The sequence below is a fragment of the Pseudomonas sp. RC3H12 genome (genome assembly GCF_018596375.1).
In the GTDB taxonomy this organism is placed as follows: domain Bacteria; phylum Pseudomonadota; class Gammaproteobacteria; order Pseudomonadales; family Pseudomonadaceae; genus Aquipseudomonas.
In genome coordinates this window covers 2,384,927-2,401,109 of sequence record NZ_CP075595.1, presented here as the reverse complement: position 1 = coordinate 2,401,109, position 16,183 = coordinate 2,384,927, and the positions used below count along the sequence as shown (strand labels likewise).

The 16,183-nt window shown below is 66.2% G+C and carries 14 protein-coding genes and 2 riboswitches; of the genes, 6 read left to right on the top strand and 8 right to left on the bottom strand.

Annotated features, from left to right (window positions below; all coding sequences use genetic code 11):
- Positions 1-37: 37 nt before the first annotated feature.
- Positions 38-532: a methyl-accepting chemotaxis protein gene (locus tag KHO27_RS26565; protein ID WP_231867507.1), complete on the top strand. Its 495-nt coding sequence runs from the start codon at positions 38-40 to the stop codon at positions 530-532.
- Here the strand turns inward: KHO27_RS26565 and KHO27_RS10915 are convergent.
- From KHO27_RS10915 to KHO27_RS10885, 7 genes are all read right to left on the bottom strand, one after another.
- Positions 507-3,764, bottom strand: coding sequence for a transporter substrate-binding domain-containing protein (locus KHO27_RS10915; protein ID WP_214501787.1), 3,258 nt, complete (start codon positions 3,762-3,764; stop codon positions 507-509). The genes KHO27_RS26565 and KHO27_RS10915 overlap by 26 nt on opposite strands.
- A gap of 3 nt (positions 3,765-3,767) precedes the next feature.
- Positions 3,768-4,382 (bottom strand): response regulator transcription factor, encoded by a 615-nt coding sequence (locus tag KHO27_RS10910; protein WP_028690792.1) that lies wholly within the window; start codon positions 4,380-4,382, stop codon positions 3,768-3,770.
- Between the two features lie 186 nt (positions 4,383-4,568).
- The gene (locus KHO27_RS10905) at positions 4,569-4,811 is read right to left on the bottom strand and encodes a DUF1272 domain-containing protein (RefSeq protein WP_110702181.1); all 243 of its coding nucleotides are present in this window, start codon (positions 4,809-4,811) and stop codon (positions 4,569-4,571) included.
- Between the two features lie 64 nt (positions 4,812-4,875).
- Positions 4,876-5,628: a precorrin-4 C(11)-methyltransferase gene (gene cobM, locus KHO27_RS10900; RefSeq protein WP_214501786.1), complete on the bottom strand. Its 753-nt coding sequence runs from the start codon at positions 5,626-5,628 to the stop codon at positions 4,876-4,878.
- 28 nt (positions 5,629-5,656) lie between these two features.
- The gene (locus KHO27_RS10895; protein WP_214501785.1) at positions 5,657-6,067 is read right to left on the bottom strand and encodes a cobalamin biosynthesis protein; all 411 of its coding nucleotides are present in this window, start codon (positions 6,065-6,067) and stop codon (positions 5,657-5,659) included.
- On the bottom strand, positions 6,067-6,756 hold the full coding sequence (locus tag KHO27_RS10890; protein ID WP_111532309.1) for a CbtA family protein: 690 nt from the start codon (positions 6,754-6,756) through the stop codon (positions 6,067-6,069). The genes KHO27_RS10895 and KHO27_RS10890 overlap by 1 nt, the downstream gene beginning before the upstream one ends.
- Positions 6,757-6,766: 10 nt before the next feature.
- The gene (locus KHO27_RS10885; RefSeq protein WP_111532310.1) at positions 6,767-6,952 is read right to left on the bottom strand and encodes a CbtB domain-containing protein; all 186 of its coding nucleotides are present in this window, start codon (positions 6,950-6,952) and stop codon (positions 6,767-6,769) included.
- A 100-nt stretch (positions 6,953-7,052) separates the two neighbouring features.
- Positions 7,053-7,275: riboswitch (cobalamin riboswitch) on the bottom strand.
- A gap of 61 nt (positions 7,276-7,336) precedes the next feature.
- Positions 7,337-7,535: riboswitch (cobalamin riboswitch) on the top strand.
- Positions 7,536-7,636: 101 nt separating this feature from the next.
- Between KHO27_RS10885 and cobW the strand changes: the two genes are divergently transcribed.
- The 4 genes from cobW to KHO27_RS10865 are packed head-to-tail and all read left to right on the top strand — an operon-like array spanning position 7,637 to position 14,138.
- Positions 7,637-8,704 (top strand): cobalamin biosynthesis protein CobW, encoded by a 1,068-nt coding sequence (gene cobW, locus KHO27_RS10880; RefSeq protein ID WP_214501784.1) that lies wholly within the window; start codon positions 7,637-7,639, stop codon positions 8,702-8,704.
- Between the two features lie 3 nt (positions 8,705-8,707).
- Positions 8,708-12,469, top strand: coding sequence for a cobaltochelatase subunit CobN (gene cobN, locus KHO27_RS10875; RefSeq protein WP_214501783.1), 3,762 nt, complete (start codon positions 8,708-8,710; stop codon positions 12,467-12,469).
- Between the two features lie 2 nt (positions 12,470-12,471).
- Complete coding sequence (locus tag KHO27_RS10870) at positions 12,472-13,470, top strand: magnesium chelatase ATPase subunit I (RefSeq protein WP_111532312.1); 999 nt, start codon at positions 12,472-12,474, stop codon at positions 13,468-13,470.
- Positions 13,471-13,523: 53 nt separating this feature from the next.
- A complete protein-coding gene (locus tag KHO27_RS10865) occupies positions 13,524-14,138 on the top strand; it encodes a vWA domain-containing protein (RefSeq protein WP_250888440.1) in 615 nt (204 codons plus the stop codon).
- A 104-nt stretch (positions 14,139-14,242) separates the two neighbouring features.
- On the opposite strand, the gene KHO27_RS10860 is transcribed toward KHO27_RS10865, so the two are convergent.
- Positions 14,243-14,509, bottom strand: coding sequence for a hypothetical protein (locus KHO27_RS10860; protein ID WP_028690802.1), 267 nt, complete (start codon positions 14,507-14,509; stop codon positions 14,243-14,245).
- Positions 14,510-14,842: 333 nt separating this feature from the next.
- Here KHO27_RS10860 and KHO27_RS10855 point away from each other — a divergent pair, with 333 nt between their 5' ends.
- Positions 14,843-16,168 (top strand): sigma-54 dependent transcriptional regulator, encoded by a 1,326-nt coding sequence (locus KHO27_RS10855; RefSeq protein WP_110702169.1) that lies wholly within the window; start codon positions 14,843-14,845, stop codon positions 16,166-16,168.
- Positions 16,169-16,183: the final 15 nt, after the last annotated feature.

The window sequence follows — 16,183 nt, the reverse complement described above, 5'->3', positions numbered from 1 at the left end:
CCAGCAGACTGCCGCCGACGCTGCCCATGCCAGCTCGGTGCAGACCGACGCCTGCGCGCGCAAGGGGACCCAGGTGGTGCAGCAGGCGGTCGAGGTGATCGAGCAGATCTCTTGCGAACTCAACGACGCCGCCCGCACCATCGACGCGGTGAGCAAACAGTCCGAGGTGATCGGGCAGATCGTCCTGACCATCCGCGGCATCGCCGACCAGACCAACCTGCTGGCGCTCAATGCTGCCATCGAGGCGGCCCGGGCCGGCGAGCATGGCCGTGGCTTCGCCGTGGTCGCCGACGAGGTGCGCAACCTGGCGGCGCGGACCAGCAAGGCGACCCTGGAGATCGTCGAAGTGGTGCGGCAGAACCATGACCTGTCATTGACCGCGGTGGCCAGCATGCAGTCGAGCCTGACCCGCACCGGCCTGGGCGTGGAACTGGCCAACGAGGCCGGTACGGTGATCATGGAGATCCAGCAGGGTTCGCGGCACGTGGTGGACGCCATCAGCCAGATCAATTCGACCCTTCAATTGCACTGAGGCTTTGGCGCAGTTCGAGCTCCAGGGTGTGCAGGCTCGACCGTAGCTGGGCGAGCCGTTGCTCAACCGGCTGGCCCAGGGCTATGGCCTGCTCCAGCGCTTCGCAATCCTGCCTCACGCCCCTGACCTTGAGCATCCGCGCACCGCCCTTGACTCGATGGACCACCGGGGCGAGGGCTTCGACTGGCGGGTTGGCGCCCAGTGCATGCAACGCCTGGAGGTCTTCGGCGCTGCTTTGCGCCAGTTGCTCCAGCAGGCGCTTGACCAGCCGATCGTCGTCCTGGGTGAGATGGCGCAGTTGCGCCAGGTCGAAGCCGCTGGCACGGGGCGCCTCGGCGGCCAGCGGCAGGCAGGCCTTGAGTGCCTGCAGGCCGATCGGCTTGAACAGGCACTCATCCATGCCGTTGTCCAGGCAGCGCTGGCGTTCCTCGGCCTGGGCGTTGGCCGTCACGCCGATGATTCGAACCGCGGGCAGGTTTTCATCGTGCTCCCGTGCACGAATCTGGCGGGCCAACTCATGGCCGTCCATGACCGGCATGCTGCAGTCGGTGATGACCACATCGAAATGGCCGTCCAGCCAGAGCGACAGCGCGGCCTTGCCCTGATCGGCGAGGGTCACCTGATGACCCAGGGAACGCAGTTGCTTGTCGAGCAGCAGCAGGTTGGCGGGGTAGTCATCGACGATCAGGACTTGCAGCGGGCCTGCACCGGCTTCGATCAAGGCCTTGCCGGCAAGCTCGGTGGCAGGAGGCTCGCTGCCCGGCAGGCTCAGATGCACTTCGACCTGGGTGCCCAGGCCCTCGATGCTGTTCAGGTTCAGCTCGCCCCCCATCAGTTCGCACAGCTCGCGACTGATCACCAGGCCCAGGCCCGCACCCTGGCGTGCCTGCCGGCCATCGACCTGGGAAAAACTGGTAAACAGGCGTGCCTGGTCAATGCTGCTGATACCCACGCCGCTGTCCTTGATTTGTAGCGTGACCCTATGCAGGCCGGCATCGCTCGGGGCGACCGCCAGCGACACGTCGATCTGGCCCTGATCGGTGAACTTGATCGCATTGCTCAGCAGGTTCGACAACACCTGTTTGAAACGCAGCGGATCGACCAGCAGCCACGTGGGCGAGGCGGGCAGCAGCGCACCCAGCGCAAGCCCTTTGAGGCGTGCGTTGCCTTCGAAAACCCGCAGGGTCGCACGGATCAGCTCGACCAGATCGCAAGCCACTGGTTGCAGCGTCATGTGGCCGGACTCGATGCGGGAGATGTCGAGCACATCGCCAATCAGGTCGAGCAGGCCGATCGCCGAGCCGTGGGCCGCCTCCAGCGCCTGGCTGTCGCTATGGCCGTGCTGGCTGTCCTCCAGGGCCATCTCGAGCAGGCCGATGACTGCGTTCATCGGTGTGCGGATTTCGTGGCTCATGACTGCCAGGAAGGTGCTTTTCGCCCGACTGGCCTGCTCGGCATCGTCCTTGGCCTGGCGCAACTGTTCGAGCAAACCGCGGCTGAGCGCCAGTTGTTCCTGCAGGGCGCGTTGGGCCTCGCTACGCTGGTGGATCAGCTTGCGCAGGTAGGTGTTCCAGAACGCCACGCCGGCCAGCAGCAGGGCGGCCAGCACCAGTACTTGCAGTGCCAGGGTGCGGTAGTTGCGCCAGGGGCTGTCGCTGACCGCGGTGTTGGTTCGCCACCGATTGACCAGTTGCTCCAGCTCGTCGGGAGGGATGCTCAGCAAGGCCTTGTCGAGGATCGCCTGCAATTGCGGCTGAGCGGGGCCTGCGGCGAAGGTCGCCAGGGCCGGCTCGTCACCGTGCAGGCCGGCAATGCGCAGGCGGTGCTTGAACACCTGGTTGATGAAATAGCTGGCATTGATGTGCGAGCCAAGGGCGACATCGGCATCGCCGTTGGCCACGGCCTCCATCAGTTGCAGGGGGTTCTCCACCTCGACGGCCCGCAAATTGCCGTACTGCCGTTCGAGGCCTTCGCGCAAGGGTGAACCCCTCAGCAAGGCCACCCGTAGCCCTTGCAGCGGTTGCTTCGGATCGAGGGGCGCTGCATCCCGGCGGACCACCATCACCCGCGGGCTGATCATGTAGGGGCGGGTGTAGCGCAGGCGTTGGGCGCGGTGCTCGCCGTAACCGATGGCGCCGATCATGTCCGCCTTGCCCTGGGCGACCTGCTCGACCATGTCCTCGAATGACTCCGACTCGACCACCTTGAAGCGCAGGCCGGTGCTCAGGCCGATACGCTCCAGCAGGTTCAGGGCGATACCCCGAGGTTGCTGCTGGGCGTCGGTGAAGCTCAGGGGCGCCAGGGTGGTGTTGATCATCACGGTGATCTGCCGGTGTTGCGCGATCCAGTCGCGCTCCTCTTGAGTCAGGGCATCGAGGCGACGGTCAAGCAGCAGGCTGGTGCCGCCGCCAGCCCAGCGGCGCAGGATGTTCAGCCGTTCGCTGTCGGCGATGCGCCCCAGGGCCAGGTCGACCAGTTGCAGCAGGCGCTGGTTGTCCTGGGTCATGGCAAAGGCAAAGCTGCTGGCCGGGGCCTTGACGAAATGATCGACCTTGACCGTTTCCTGGAAACCTTTGGCAATTGCATAGTCGGTACTGATGGCGTCACCCAGGTAGGCGTCGGCCTGACCTAGGGCCACGGCGGCGACTCCGGCGAGGGTAGAGCGATAGAGGTTCAGCTGGACGCCGGGATAGAGGCGTCGCACCGCCTGCATGGGCAGGTAATGATCCACCATGGCCAGGCGCAGGCCGGCCAGATCGTCACCGTCGCGCAGGGGCTGGTCCTTGCGCGATACGATGACTGGCAGGTCATCGGCATAGGGCAGGCTGAGAGCCAGTTGTGCGTCGTTGGCCTCGAAGGCGTTGGAGCTGCCCAGCAGGTCGATTTCGCCAGCGCGCAGCGCATTCAGGGCCCGCTCGCGGCTTTGATAGCGACGCACCTCGACCGGCACGCCCAACTGCTCGCTGATCAGGCCGGCGTAGTCCGCGCTCAGGCCTTCGTAGTCGGACTGGCTGTTGTTGATGTCGAAGGGGGGGTAGTCGGGGCGCGAGCTGCCCAGCACCAGGCCTCCGCGCTCAGCAAGCCACTGTCGGTCGGCTGCCGCCAGCGTCAAGGGAGGCGCCGCGCTCAGGGCGCGGGCCAGCAGATGGCGAGTTTCGCTGTGCGGCTCACCCTGTACGGGCAAAGACGCCAGCATGGCCAGCAGCAGGCATAGCAGGGCGCCCTTGATCATGATTCAGGCGACGTTATTGCGTTTGGCCAGGTCGACCATTTCCACCAACGACTCGACCTTGAGCTTTTCCATGATACGGCCGCGGTAGGTGCTGATGGTCTTGGCGCTGAGGTTCATCTGCTCGCCGATCAGTTTGTTGCTCTGGCCGGCGCTGAGCCGGCGCAGCACTTCCATTTCACGGTTGGAAAGCAGTGCCAGGCGTTCGGTCTCGCTTTCCAGGGTATTGCTGTTGACCGCCATCTGCGGAAAGGTCGAGTAACCCTTGACCAGTGCCTTGAGGGCGAAGACCAGGGCATCGAGATCCTCGTCCTTGTTGACGAAGGCCGAGATGCCGGCGTCCATGCAGCGGCGCACGTAGAGGTCGGCGGGCTGGCCGGTCAGGGCCATGATCCGTGGGGGCGGGTCGATCAGCTTGAGGCGCTTGATCACTTCCATGCCGTCGAGGTCGGGCAGGCCGATGTCGAGGATAACCACATCGGCCTTGGTCTGCTCGGCCAGGCGGGCGGCCTCTTTGCCTTTGCCGGTTTCACCCACGACGGTGAAGCGTTCGCGTTCAAGCAGCATGCGTACGGCGAGTCGCACAATGTGGTGGTCATCGACCAACAGCACGGATGTCATTCAGGTCACTCCTGTCAAAGTGCAGCCCGCTTCCTGCGTTGAATTTCAGGCGCGGGCCGCGGACTTGCTGGGCAGCGCGCACCTTACGGACATTCAGGACCCTTGGTAATAGGCGAGTATAGGTGTGTTGAAAATCCCGCACCAAGCTGTAGAAAATTCCTACAAACAAGGTTTGGGTACAAGCGCTCAGCCGCAGGGGGCGTGCGGCTTGAGCACTCGCTGGGTGGAGGCGGGGTTGTTGCCCAGTACCTTGCCCACTCGAGTGGGGCGCATCACCAGTTGGCCGCCGCAGTTCGGGCAGCGGTCATGAAAATGCCGCTCGTTACAGGCACGACAGAAGGTGCACTCGAACGAACAGATCAGCGCATCCGGACTTTCGGGAGGGAGGTCGGTGTTACAGCATTCGCAGTTGGGACGCAGGTCGAGCATGGGCAGGGTTTCCATCCAGTTGGAAGGCCCAGTGTGCGCCGCCCACGCCCACTCGGCAATCGCTTCACGGGCCGGGGCGGTAGAGATGGGCGTGACCGGCGCGGTACAGGGCCGAGTCGGCGAACGGGGCATCGCCCAGGACATGACCGACGAGGATCAGCGCGGTACGCCGGAAGCCCTTGGCTGCCAGGCGCTCGACGATGTCCGCCAGGGTGCCCTTGACCCAATCCTGGTCTGGCCAGGTGGCACGATGGACCACGGCGATGGGGCAGTCGGCGCCATAGTGGGGCAGCAGTTGCTCGACGATTCGCGGCAGGTGGCGTACACCCAGGTGGATGGCCAGGGTGCTGCCATGGCGGGCCAGATCGGCCAGCTGTTCACCGGCCGGCATCGGCGAGTTGTCGCCGTAGCGGGTGAGGATCACCGTCTGCGCCACGTCCGGCAGTGTCAGCTCGCAACCCAGCAGCGCGGCGCTGGCGGCAGTGGCGGTGACTCCGGGGATGATCTGGTAATCGATGCCCGACTCACGCAGGTGGCGGATCTGTTCGCCGATGGCGCCGTACAGGCTAGGGTCGCCGCTGTGCACGCGGGCCACGTCCTGGCCGTTGGCATGGGCCTGGCGCATGGCCTCGATGATCTGCTCCAGGTGCAGCTCGGCGCTGTTGATGACGGTGTGTGCCTTATGCCCCTCGAGCACTGCAGCTGGTACCAGCGAGCCTGCGTAGATGATTACCGGGCACTGTCGGACAAGGCGCTGGCCCTTGACCGTGATCAGCTCGGGATCGCCGGGGCCGGCACCGATGAAATAGACCGTCATGGAGGTTCCTTGCAGGTAAAGAGGCGGATTATCCGCCGATGGCCAGGGCCAGGGTAGCGCCGCCGAGCGCTTGCCTTGGCACATGCAGGCGCGGCGCAACGCCGGTGCGGCCGGCCAGGGCCAGGGCTGCGCTTTCGGCGACACCCCAGCAGCCAGTCTGGGCGTACACCGTTGTCGAGCGCTGGCTGAGCAGCGCTTCGAAGGTCGACAAGTGGCTGCTGTCGAAGCAGATGAACTGCAACCCGAGCCGCTCGGCCAGTGCCAGCAGGCCGGGCTCGCGCGCCTTGGGTTCGATGCTGGCGATTGCCTTCAGCGCCGACAGGGGCAGGGCGTGGTTGGTCAGGGTCTGGCGCAGCAGCACCGCGAGCGTTTCGACCGGACAGCCACGGCGGCAACCAAAGCCGGCATACAACGCCGGCTGGGGAACAAGGTCGCGCATCAGTGCTGGCTGGAGCGGCGGAACAACCAGGCGCTGAGTAGGCCCAGGGCCAACCAGAACGCGGCGTTGGTCAGCCACGAAGCGATCTTGAACTGGGTCTCCAGCGCCTCGGGGGCCAGGCTTTCATGAACCGCTGGCTGTGGCGCGCCGATCAGGTGCGGGATCACCAGCAGGGCGACGCCGAGCACCTTGAACAGCCAGTGCTGGGCGAACACCAGCAACGCCAGGCCAGCGGCGGTGGCGGCGGCGGTGCCGATCCACCAGGTCTGGCGCTGGCCGAGGTCGGCGGCGGCGGTGCCAGGCAGTTCCGGTGGCAGGCCCAGGGTCGGCGCCAGGCAGAACACGGCGAAGCCCGCCAGGCCCCACAGTGCGCCGGTGGCCACGCGGCCCGGGGCGCGCAGGCTGTACAGTGCGGCGAGGATCAGGGCGAAGCCGACGGCGACCACGAGGTTGCCGCCCGTGGTGGACAGGATACGTTGCCAGCCATCTTCGGGCGCCCAGGCCTCGGCGCTGTGCTCATGGGGCGCTGCGGCCTCGCCATGTTCATGCTGTTCGACGGCGGGGGCGGCGGTTTCATAGGTTTCCGCCTGGAGAATCAACGGGGCGACCCAGAAGCTTTGCAGCAGGGTCAGCAGCAGGGCGGCGAGCAGGCCGCTGAAACCCGCGGTACGGGCGATGCGCGTGATCATGCGGGCGTACTCAGTGGCAAGGGAAGGCGGCGCTGTGGCGGGTGTCGTGGGCGGCGTTGTGCACCGCTTCGATGTGCGAGAAACCGGCGAAGTACACCAGGCACAGGCCCAGCAGGCTGGCGCCGATCGCGACGATCAGGCGCTGGCTGAGACTGACGGGGGTGGCGATACTGGGTTTGGCGTGGGTGATGGGCATGACGCGTTCCTCTGCTGCTTTTGTTGTGGCAACGGGCAGGCGCGACGCCCCCGGGCGCGGCTGGCCCAGGTGATACGACAGCGCCCGCCCACCGCGGGGTGTTCTGCAAGCATGTCAGGCCGGTCTCCGGGCTGGCGAGGTGGAGCGGGGCTCCATCGATCAAGCGCCACCTTCCCATGCCGCACGATGGGCACAGTGGTCTGGACGCTTCTCTCGCTTACCGTTGCGGGGGCAGCACCGGCCTTGTCGCCCTCTTCAAGGAGGCGCGACGCACCGGTTTCCCGTTTCACCCCCGTTGGGGGCACCTGAACGCAATGCGCTAGCAAATCACGGGGCCGGGCCTGCGTCAATCGCCGCGGCGGTTGACCGCCAGGCAGGCACTGCGTAGCCTTGCCGGTTCGAGGTTCCCGGGCGCTGGCCCGGGCTAAGACGGGAACGCGGTACAAGCCGCGGCTGCCCCCGCAACTGTAGGCACTGATGACGGATCGGCACAGCCACTGCGCACGCGCGGGAAGGCGCCATCCCACTGGCTTTGACGGCCGGCGGTGCAAGCCAGGAGACCTGCCTCGCAACGTTTTCGACTTTCAACCGGGCGGGGTGATCCGGTGGCGAACCCGCCAGGCCGACACGGGCCGTGGCTGTCGTCCTGCATGCCCGCGCCATTGCTGCCAAGGGCATCGCGACATGAAAACACTGGCCAAGCTTCCCGTCACCATCGTTACCGGCTTCCTCGGCTCGGGCAAGACCACCTTGCTGCGCCATATGCTCGACAACGCCCAGGGCCGCCGCATCGCGGTGATCGTCAACGAGTTCGGCGAGCTTGGCATCGATGGCGAAATCCTCAAGCAGTGCAGCATCGGCTGCTCCGAGGAAGAGGCCAACGGCCGCGTCTACGAGCTGGCCAACGGCTGCCTGTGCTGCACCGTGCAGGAGGAGTTCTTCCCGGTGATGCGCGAGCTGGTGGCGCGCCGCGGCGACCTCGACCATATCCTTATCGAAACCAGCGGCCTGGCCTTGCCCAAGCCGCTGGTACAGGCCTTCCAGTGGCCGGAAATCCGCAACGCCTGCACGGTCGACGCGGTGATCACCGTGGTCGACAGCCCGGCCGTGGCCGCCGGCACCTTTGCCGCCTACCCGGACCAGGTCGACGCCCAGCGCAAGCTCGACCCTAATCTCGACCATGAGTCGCCGCTGCACGAACTGTTCGCCGACCAACTGGGCAGCGCCGACCTGGTGGTACTGAACAAGGCCGACCTGATCGATGCCGAGGGCCTGGCCAAGGTCCGTGCCGAAGTGGCCGAGGAACTGCCGCCGGCGGTCAAGGTGATCGAGGCAAGCAGTGGTCGCCTGCCGCTGGAGGTGCTGCTGGGCGTGGGCGCCGAGTCCGAGGCGCATATCGATGGCCGCCGCACCCACCACGACAGCCATCACGACGGCGATGACCATGACGACCATGACCACGACGCCTTTGACTCGATCTCCATCGACCTGCCCGAGGCTGACGAAAGCCTGTTGCTCGATGCCTTGACGCAACTGGTCACCGAGTTTGGCATCCTGCGCGCCAAGGGCTTCGCCGCCATTCCCGGCAAGCCGATGCGCCTGCTGATCCAGGGCGTGGGCACCCGCTTCGACAAGCATTTCGACCGTGCATGGCGCAGCGAGGAGCCACGGATCACCCGCCTGGTGCTGATCGGCCAGGACCTGGACGCGACCCAGCTGGAAGCGCGCCTGCGCCAGGCCCTGGGCGCCTGACCCATGCACCTGCTGCGGACCCAGCCCGGCGGCTTTGTGCCGGACGACAGCATCGCCGACCTCGGCCAGACCCCCGCCGAACTGGTGATCCTCTGCAGCGGTGATTCACACCTGGCGCTGCTTGCCGAAACCGCCGAGCAGTTGCCGGCGGATTTCCCCAGTGTGCGCCTGGCCAATCCGATGCAGGTACAGAACCATGCCTCGGTCGACCTGTATGTCGACCAGGTGCTGCGCCATGCCAAGGTGATCCTGGTGTCGCTGCATGGCGGTGTCGGTTACTGGCGCTATGGTGTCGAACAACTGGTCGAGTTGGCCGCCCGTGGCGTACAGCTGATCCTGGTACCCGGCGACGACCGTCCCGACCCGGAGCTGACCGGCCTGGGCACGGTATGTGGGGAACAGGCCGAGCGCCTCTGGCATTTCCTGCGCCAGGGTGGCAAGGCCAATGCACTGAACCTGTTCAACTGCCTGGCCAGCCAGTGGCTGGGGCGCGCCTACCCCTGGGACGAGCCGCAGGCCTTGCCGCGCACGGTGGTCTATCACCCGGCCAAGGCCACCGCACGGCTCGAGGACTGGTACGCCGAATGGCATCCGGAGTACCCGGTGGCACCGCTGCTGTTCTACCGCTCCCACCTGCAGGCAGCCAACACCGCGTTCATCGATGTGTTCTGCCAGCGCCTGCAGGCTTGCGGCTTGAATCCGTTACCGATCGCCGTGGCCAGCCTCAAGGAACGCGCCTGCCTGGACCAGGTCGAGGCCTGGCTCGACGAAGTGCAGGCCGAGGTGGTGATCAACACCACAGGTTTTGCCCTGTCCAGCCCCGAACAGCCCAATCTGCGCCCATTGCGCCGCGATGTGCCGGTGTTGCAGGCGATCTGCGCCCAGGACAACCAGCCCGGCTGGGAGCAGAGCGAGCAGGGCCTCGGCGCCCGCGACCTGGCAATGCACATCGCCTTGCCCGAGCTGGACGGGCGCATCATCACCCGGCCGGTGAGCTTCAAGGACCTGGCTTGGCGCAGTGAGCGCAGCCAGTCCGACGTGGTCTGCTACCGCGCCCACCCCGAACGCATGGATTTCGTCGCCGAGCTGGCGCGGCGCTGGGTGACAATGGCGCGCCTGGACAACCAGGAGAAGCGTGTGGCCCTGGTGCTGGCCAACTACCCGACCCGCGACGGGCGCATCGGCAATGGTGTCGGCCTCGACACCCCAGGCGCCGCGTTGAATATCCTCAAGGTCCTGCAGGCGCAGGGTTATCCGGTAGCCGGCCTGCCCGACAGCGGCACCGAGTTGATCCACCAGTTGCTCGGCGGTGTCACCAACGACCTCGATCACCTTGACCAGCGCCCTTGCGCCCAGAGCCTGGCCCTGGCCGACTACCACAGCGCCTTCGCCGCGTTGCCCGAGGCCAACCAGCGCGCCGTGCTGGAGCGCTGGGGGCCGCCCGAGCAGGACCCGATGTTCCGCAGCGGGCGCATGATGGTCGCCGGCTTGCGCTACGGCCTGACCTTCGTCGGCATCCAGCCGGCGCGGGGCTACCAGGTGGACCACAGCGCCGTGTACCACGACCCGGACCTGGTGCCGCCGCACGGCTACCTGGCGTTCCACTTCTGGTTGCGCAACGGCTACGCCGCCGATGCGTTGATCCATGTCGGCAAGCACGGCAACCTGGAATGGCTGCCGGGCAAGGGCGTTGGGCTGTCCGCCGAATGCTGGCCGGACGCGTTGCTCGGGCCGCTGCCCAACATCTATCCATTTATCGTCAATGACCCAGGCGAGGGCGCCCAGGCCAAGCGACGCACCCAGGCGGTGATCATCGACCACCTGATGCCGCCCTTGACCCGCGCCGAGACCTATGGCCCGCTGCGTCACCTGGAACAGCTGGCCGACGAGTACTACGAAGCGCAGCTGCTCGATCCACGTCGCGCCAACGAGTTGCAGCGCGACATCCTCGCACTGGTCAAGGCCAACCACATCGACCGTGAACTGCAGCTTGAAGGGCAGCTGGAGGATGCTGCGGTGTGGTTGCCGCGCCTGGATACCTACCTGTGCGACCTCAAGGAGTCGCAGATCCGCGATGGCCTGCATGTGTTCGGCCAGTCGCCCCAGGGGCGCCTGCGCAGCGACACGCTGCTGGCCCTGGTGCGGGTGGCGCGGGGAGATGGCAAGGGCGGTAACGCCAGCCTGATTCGCGTGCTGGCCAAGGCCTTGGCGTTGGGCTTCGATCCGTTGGACTGCGACCTGGGACAGCCCTGGGACGGGCCGCGCCCTGGCCTGCTGCTACAAGTCGACAGCAGCGCATGGCGCACCTGTGGTGATACCCGTGAGCGCCTGGAGTGGCTGGCGCTGACATTGATCGAGCAGGCATTGCAAGGGGCTGCGGCGTTGCCGGATGAAGACGGCTGGGCACCGGTACGCGAGGTGTTGCAGGCGCTGGTCGAACAGATCGCGCCGGACCTGGACGCCTGTGGCGCCGCCGAGATCGACGGCCTGCTGGCCGCGCTGGCCGGGCGTTTCGTCCCGGCCGGGCCCAGTGGCGCGCCCAGCCGTGGCCGCCTGGACGTGCTGCCCACCGGGCGTAACTTCTACACCGTCGATGTGCGCAACCTGCCGACCACCACGGCCTGGCGCCTGGGGTTCGCCTCGGCCAACCTGATCCTCGAGCGCCACCTGCAGGACCACGGCGACCACTTGCGGCAGCTGGGTCTGTCGGTGTGGGGCACGGCGACCATGCGCACCGGTGGCGACGACATCGCCCAGGCCCTGGCGCTGATGGGCGTGCGTCCGGTGTGGGCCACCGGCAGCCAGCGGGTTGACGACTTCGAGATCCTGCCATTGAGCCTGCTCGACCGGCCGCGGGTGGATGTGACGCTGCGGGTGTCGGGTTTCTTCCGTGACGCCTTCGGCAACCTGATCCGCCTGTTCGACGCCGCGGTGCAGGCAGTGGCCGCGCTGGACGAGCCGGACGACCTGAACCCCCTGGCCGCCCGGGTGCGCGCCGAGCGTGAAGCGTTGCTCGGCGCCGGCATGGCGCTGGAGCAGGCGGCGCGGCAGGCCGGCTGGCGGGTGTTCGGAGCCAAGCCGGGGGCGTACGGAGCGGGCGTGCAGAACGCCATCGACGGGCGCCTGTGGCACAGCCGCGACGACCTGGCCGAGGTCTACCTCAACCATGGTGGCTACGCCTACGGCGCCAGCGACGAGGGCACGCCGGCCCGCGCCGCATTCGCCCAGCGCCTGGCGCAGGTACAGGCGGTGCTGCAGAACCAGGACAATCACGAGCACGACCTGCTCGACTCCAACGACTACTACCAGTTCCAGGGCGGCATGCTGGCGGCCGCCGAAACCCTGGCCGGCACCTCGCGGGCCAGTTACCACGGCGATCACAGCCAGGCCGACCGGCCGCGGGTGCGGACCCTGAAGGAAGAACTCAACCGAGTGATCCGTGCCCGCGCGCTCAATCCGAAATGGATCGACGGCGCCAAGCGTCATGGCTATAAAGGTGCATTCGAGCTGGCGGCGACGGTCGACAACCTGTTTGCCTTCGACGCCACCACCCACCTGATCGACGACCATCATTACCAGGGCCTGGCCGACGCCTATGTGCTCGACCCGGCCACCCGTGATTTCATGCGCGAGCACAACCCCGAAGCCCTGCGCGACCTTACCGAGCGCTTGCTGGAAGCCCAGCAGCGCGGGTTGTGGCAGGAGCCGGGCGACTATCGCGAGAGCCTCGAGCAGCAGTTGCTCGCCGGCGAGGAAGACAGCTGAACATGAGCGAACCCGTACAATTCCCCCTGGCCGCCGTGGTCGGCGCCGACGACCTCAAGCTGGCCCTGTGCCTGACCGCGATCGACCCGAAAATCGGTGGCGTACTGATCGAAGGCCCTCGGGGCATGGCCAAGAGCACCCTGGCACGGGGCCTGGCCGACCTGCTGGGCGGCGGGCCGTTCGTGACCCTGCCACTGGGGGCGACCGAAGAACGTCTGGTCGGCACCCTCGACCTCGATGCCGCTTTGAGCCAGGGCCAGGCGCGGTTCTCGCCGGGTGTGCTGGCCCATGCCGACGGTGGCGTACTGTACGTCGATGAAGTGAATCTGCTGCCCGATCCCTTGGTGGACCTGCTGCTGGATGTAGCTGCCAGCGGGACCAATCGCATCGAGCGCGATGGCATCTCCCATCGGCACGCCGCCCGGTTCGTGCTGATCGGTACCATGAACCCGGAGGAGGGCGAGCTGCGGCCGCAACTGCTCGACCGGTTTGGCCTGAACGTGGCCTTGGAGGGCCTGCCCGCGCCCGAGGCACGGCAGCAGATCATTCGCCGTCGGCTGGCCTTCGACAACGACCCACAGGCGTTCTGTACCCAGTGGGCGCCCCAGCAGACCGCGCTGCGCCAGCGTTGCCAGGCCGCGCGCGAGCAATTGGCATCGATCCCCTTGGACGACCAGGCCCTGGCCTTGATCACCGAGCGCTGCTTTGCCGCCGGGGTGGACGGCATGCGCGCCGACCTGGTCTGGCTGCGTGCGGCACGGGCCCACGCCGCCTGGCGTGGCAGTACGGTGATCGAGGAAGCGGATGTGGAGGCGGTGGCCGAGTTTGCCTTGCGCCATCGCCGTCGCGCCCACGCACCGCAAGCGCAGGCCGCCACGGCGGGCGAGCCTCCTCGGCCGCCGCAAACGCAAGGCGGGCAGGGCGACTGGGGCGCGTTGCCGCCCCAGCCGGTGGCGACGGGCGTACGCCGCGAGGTACCGAACTGGGCAAAAAAGCCCTGAGCATCCGCTTGCGCCATGCCCAGGCGGCGGATGCCAGACCCCGTGCCGGCAATTTGACAGGTAGCACCCGGGGCCGCCCGCGTGCGGCCGAGACTGGCCGCATTGCCTGGCTGGCGACCTTGCTCAAGGGGCGGCCGCGCCTGCGCCGTGAGCTGTGCTGGCAACAACGTCAGGCCCAGGCGCCGGAGCTCTGGCTGGTGATCGTGGATGCATCGGCTTCCACCCGCCGCAACCAGGCACTGTCCCAGGCCAAGGGCCTGCTGGCCGGATTGTTCGATGAGGCCTATCGGCAACGGGCCCGCCTGGCCTTGCTCACGGCCAGTGGCGACAAGCCGCAATGGCAACGGCATGGCCTGAAGGCCTCGGCGGCGTTGCAGCCCTGGTTGCAGGCGCTGGGGGCTGGCGGCGGTACGCCGTTGCCGGCGGCGCTGGAGGAGGCGCGCCACTGGCTGCTGGCGCGGAGCAAGCGCCTGCCCCTGGAGACCCAGCGTTGCCTGGTGCTGACCGATGGTCGCCTGCAGCAGGAAGCACAGTTGCAGCCGTTACCGTGCAACACGTTGCTGGTGGATATGGAAATGGCGGCGGTGCGCGTGGGCCGCGCACGACAAATTGCCGAACAACTACATGCCGAATATCGGCATATCGAGCAGTTCAGCGTGCTCAGTTAAGCAGGTGGCTGCGACAGGATGTCGCAATTGAAAAAGTTATCCCCGTATTCGGGGAAAGTTACCAAAGTGCGTGGCGGCCACGCACTTTGTAACAGGCAGTCTTGTTACTTTGGCATCGACCAGGGTTGCAGGTCGTAACCTTTGCCGGACAGTTCGGCGCGCACTTCCTCGATCAAACTGGCCCATTGCGCAGGGTCGGAATAGACGCGCGAGGACACTTGTTTGCTGCCGATACGAGTGCTGGTCCGGTCGATCACTGCCAGGCTCAGCTCACCGGTACCGTTGGGTGCATCCCAGGCTACGCACTGGAAGGGTTCGAAGGCGTGGTCGGCGATCAGCAGTGCTTCGTTGACACGGAGCGGGGCATTCATGGTTCGGTCTCTCTCATGGTCCCAAACAGCGAAATATTGTTCCGCGGTGTTATTCCTGAACACTCTACAGCGCGGGGTTATTTGTACTGATGCTCCAGGTCAGGGTTCAAGTCACAAGGTTTTGAAATTTTTTATTGACGATTCATTCGTCCGTGCTTGTCGCTCCCGCCTCAGACGCGCAAGGGTTGAGATAATTCCCGAGTGTGCCGGGCACACGGCTGGCGGGCTGACCAACGGTAGTGGGGAGCGTCAAGTTCATTGCTACTGTTAATTCGGGCGTCGCAACTGTCTGTTTATAGGTAAAAAACCAATAACTGGCGCCAAGGAAAGGTCATGCTTGAACCTGCATCCCACCGCCGCCTGCTGATCGTCGACCCCTGCGACGATTGCCACCGCCTGTTGCCGGGCTTGTGCAGTGTCGGCTGGGATGTCCGAAGTTGCACGCTCGAGGCCGCACTGGAGCAGCCCTGCGACGTTGGCCTGGTGCGCTTGCAAGCCTCGCACCTGCTGCACCCCGAAGCGGTCAAGGACCTGATCAAGCGCAGCAATACCGAGTGGATCGCCGTGCTCAGCGCCGAGGAACTGCGCCTGCAGAATGTCGGAGATTTCGTCTGCGAGTGGTTTTTTGACTTCCATACGTTGCCGTTCGATGTCTCCCGGGTGCAGGTCACCCTGGGCCGTGCCTTTGGCATGGCACGCCTGCGCGGCAAGGGCGCGGTGCGGGTGGATGAGCCCGAACATGAACTGCTGGGCGAAAGCCGGCCAATCCGCGAGTTGCGCAAGTTGCTCGGCAAGTTGGCGCCGACCGAGTCGCCAGTGCTGATCCGTGGCGAAAGCGGAACCGGCAAGGAACTGGTGGCGCGCACCCTGCACCGGCAATCACAACGCTGGGACAAACCGTTCATTGCCATCAATTGCGGGGCCATACCGGAACACCTGATCCAGTCCGAGCTGTTTGGCCATGAAAAGGGCGCCTTCACCGGGGCTCACCAGCGCAAGGTGGGGCGCATCGAAGCGGCCAATGGTGGCACCCTGTTTCTCGACGAGATCGGTGACCTGCCTTTGGAACTGCAGGCAAATCTGCTGCGCTTTCTTCAGGAAAAGCACATCGAACGGGTGGGCGGCAATCAACCCATCGCCGTCGACGTCAGGGTTCTGGCGGCGACCCATGTGGACCTGGAAAAGGCCATCGCCTTGGCGCGGTTTCGCGAAGACCTGTACTACCGCCTGAATGTGCTGCAAGTGGTGACCGCGCCACTGCGTGACCGGCATGGCGACCTGTCGATGCTGGCCAGCCATTTCTCGCAGTTCTACAGCGCCGAGACGGGTAGGCGGCCACGTTCGTTCAGCGACGGTGCCTTGGCGGCCATGGGCCGGCACGAGTGGCCGGGCAATGTGCGCGAGTTGGCCAACCGGGTTCGGCGTGGCCTGGTGCTGGCCGAAGGCCGGCAGATCGAGGCCCAGGACCTGGGTTTGCAGGACCTGCAGGAGCAGGACCAGCCGCTGGGCACGCTGGAGGACTACAAGCACCGCGCCGAGCGGCAGGCGTTGTGCGATGTGCTGAACCGGCACAGCGACAACCTGAGTATCGCGGCCAAGGTGCTGGGTGTGTCGCGGCCGACGTTCTACCGGTTGTTGCACAAGCACCAGATTCGTTGAGCAACCACGCTCCCG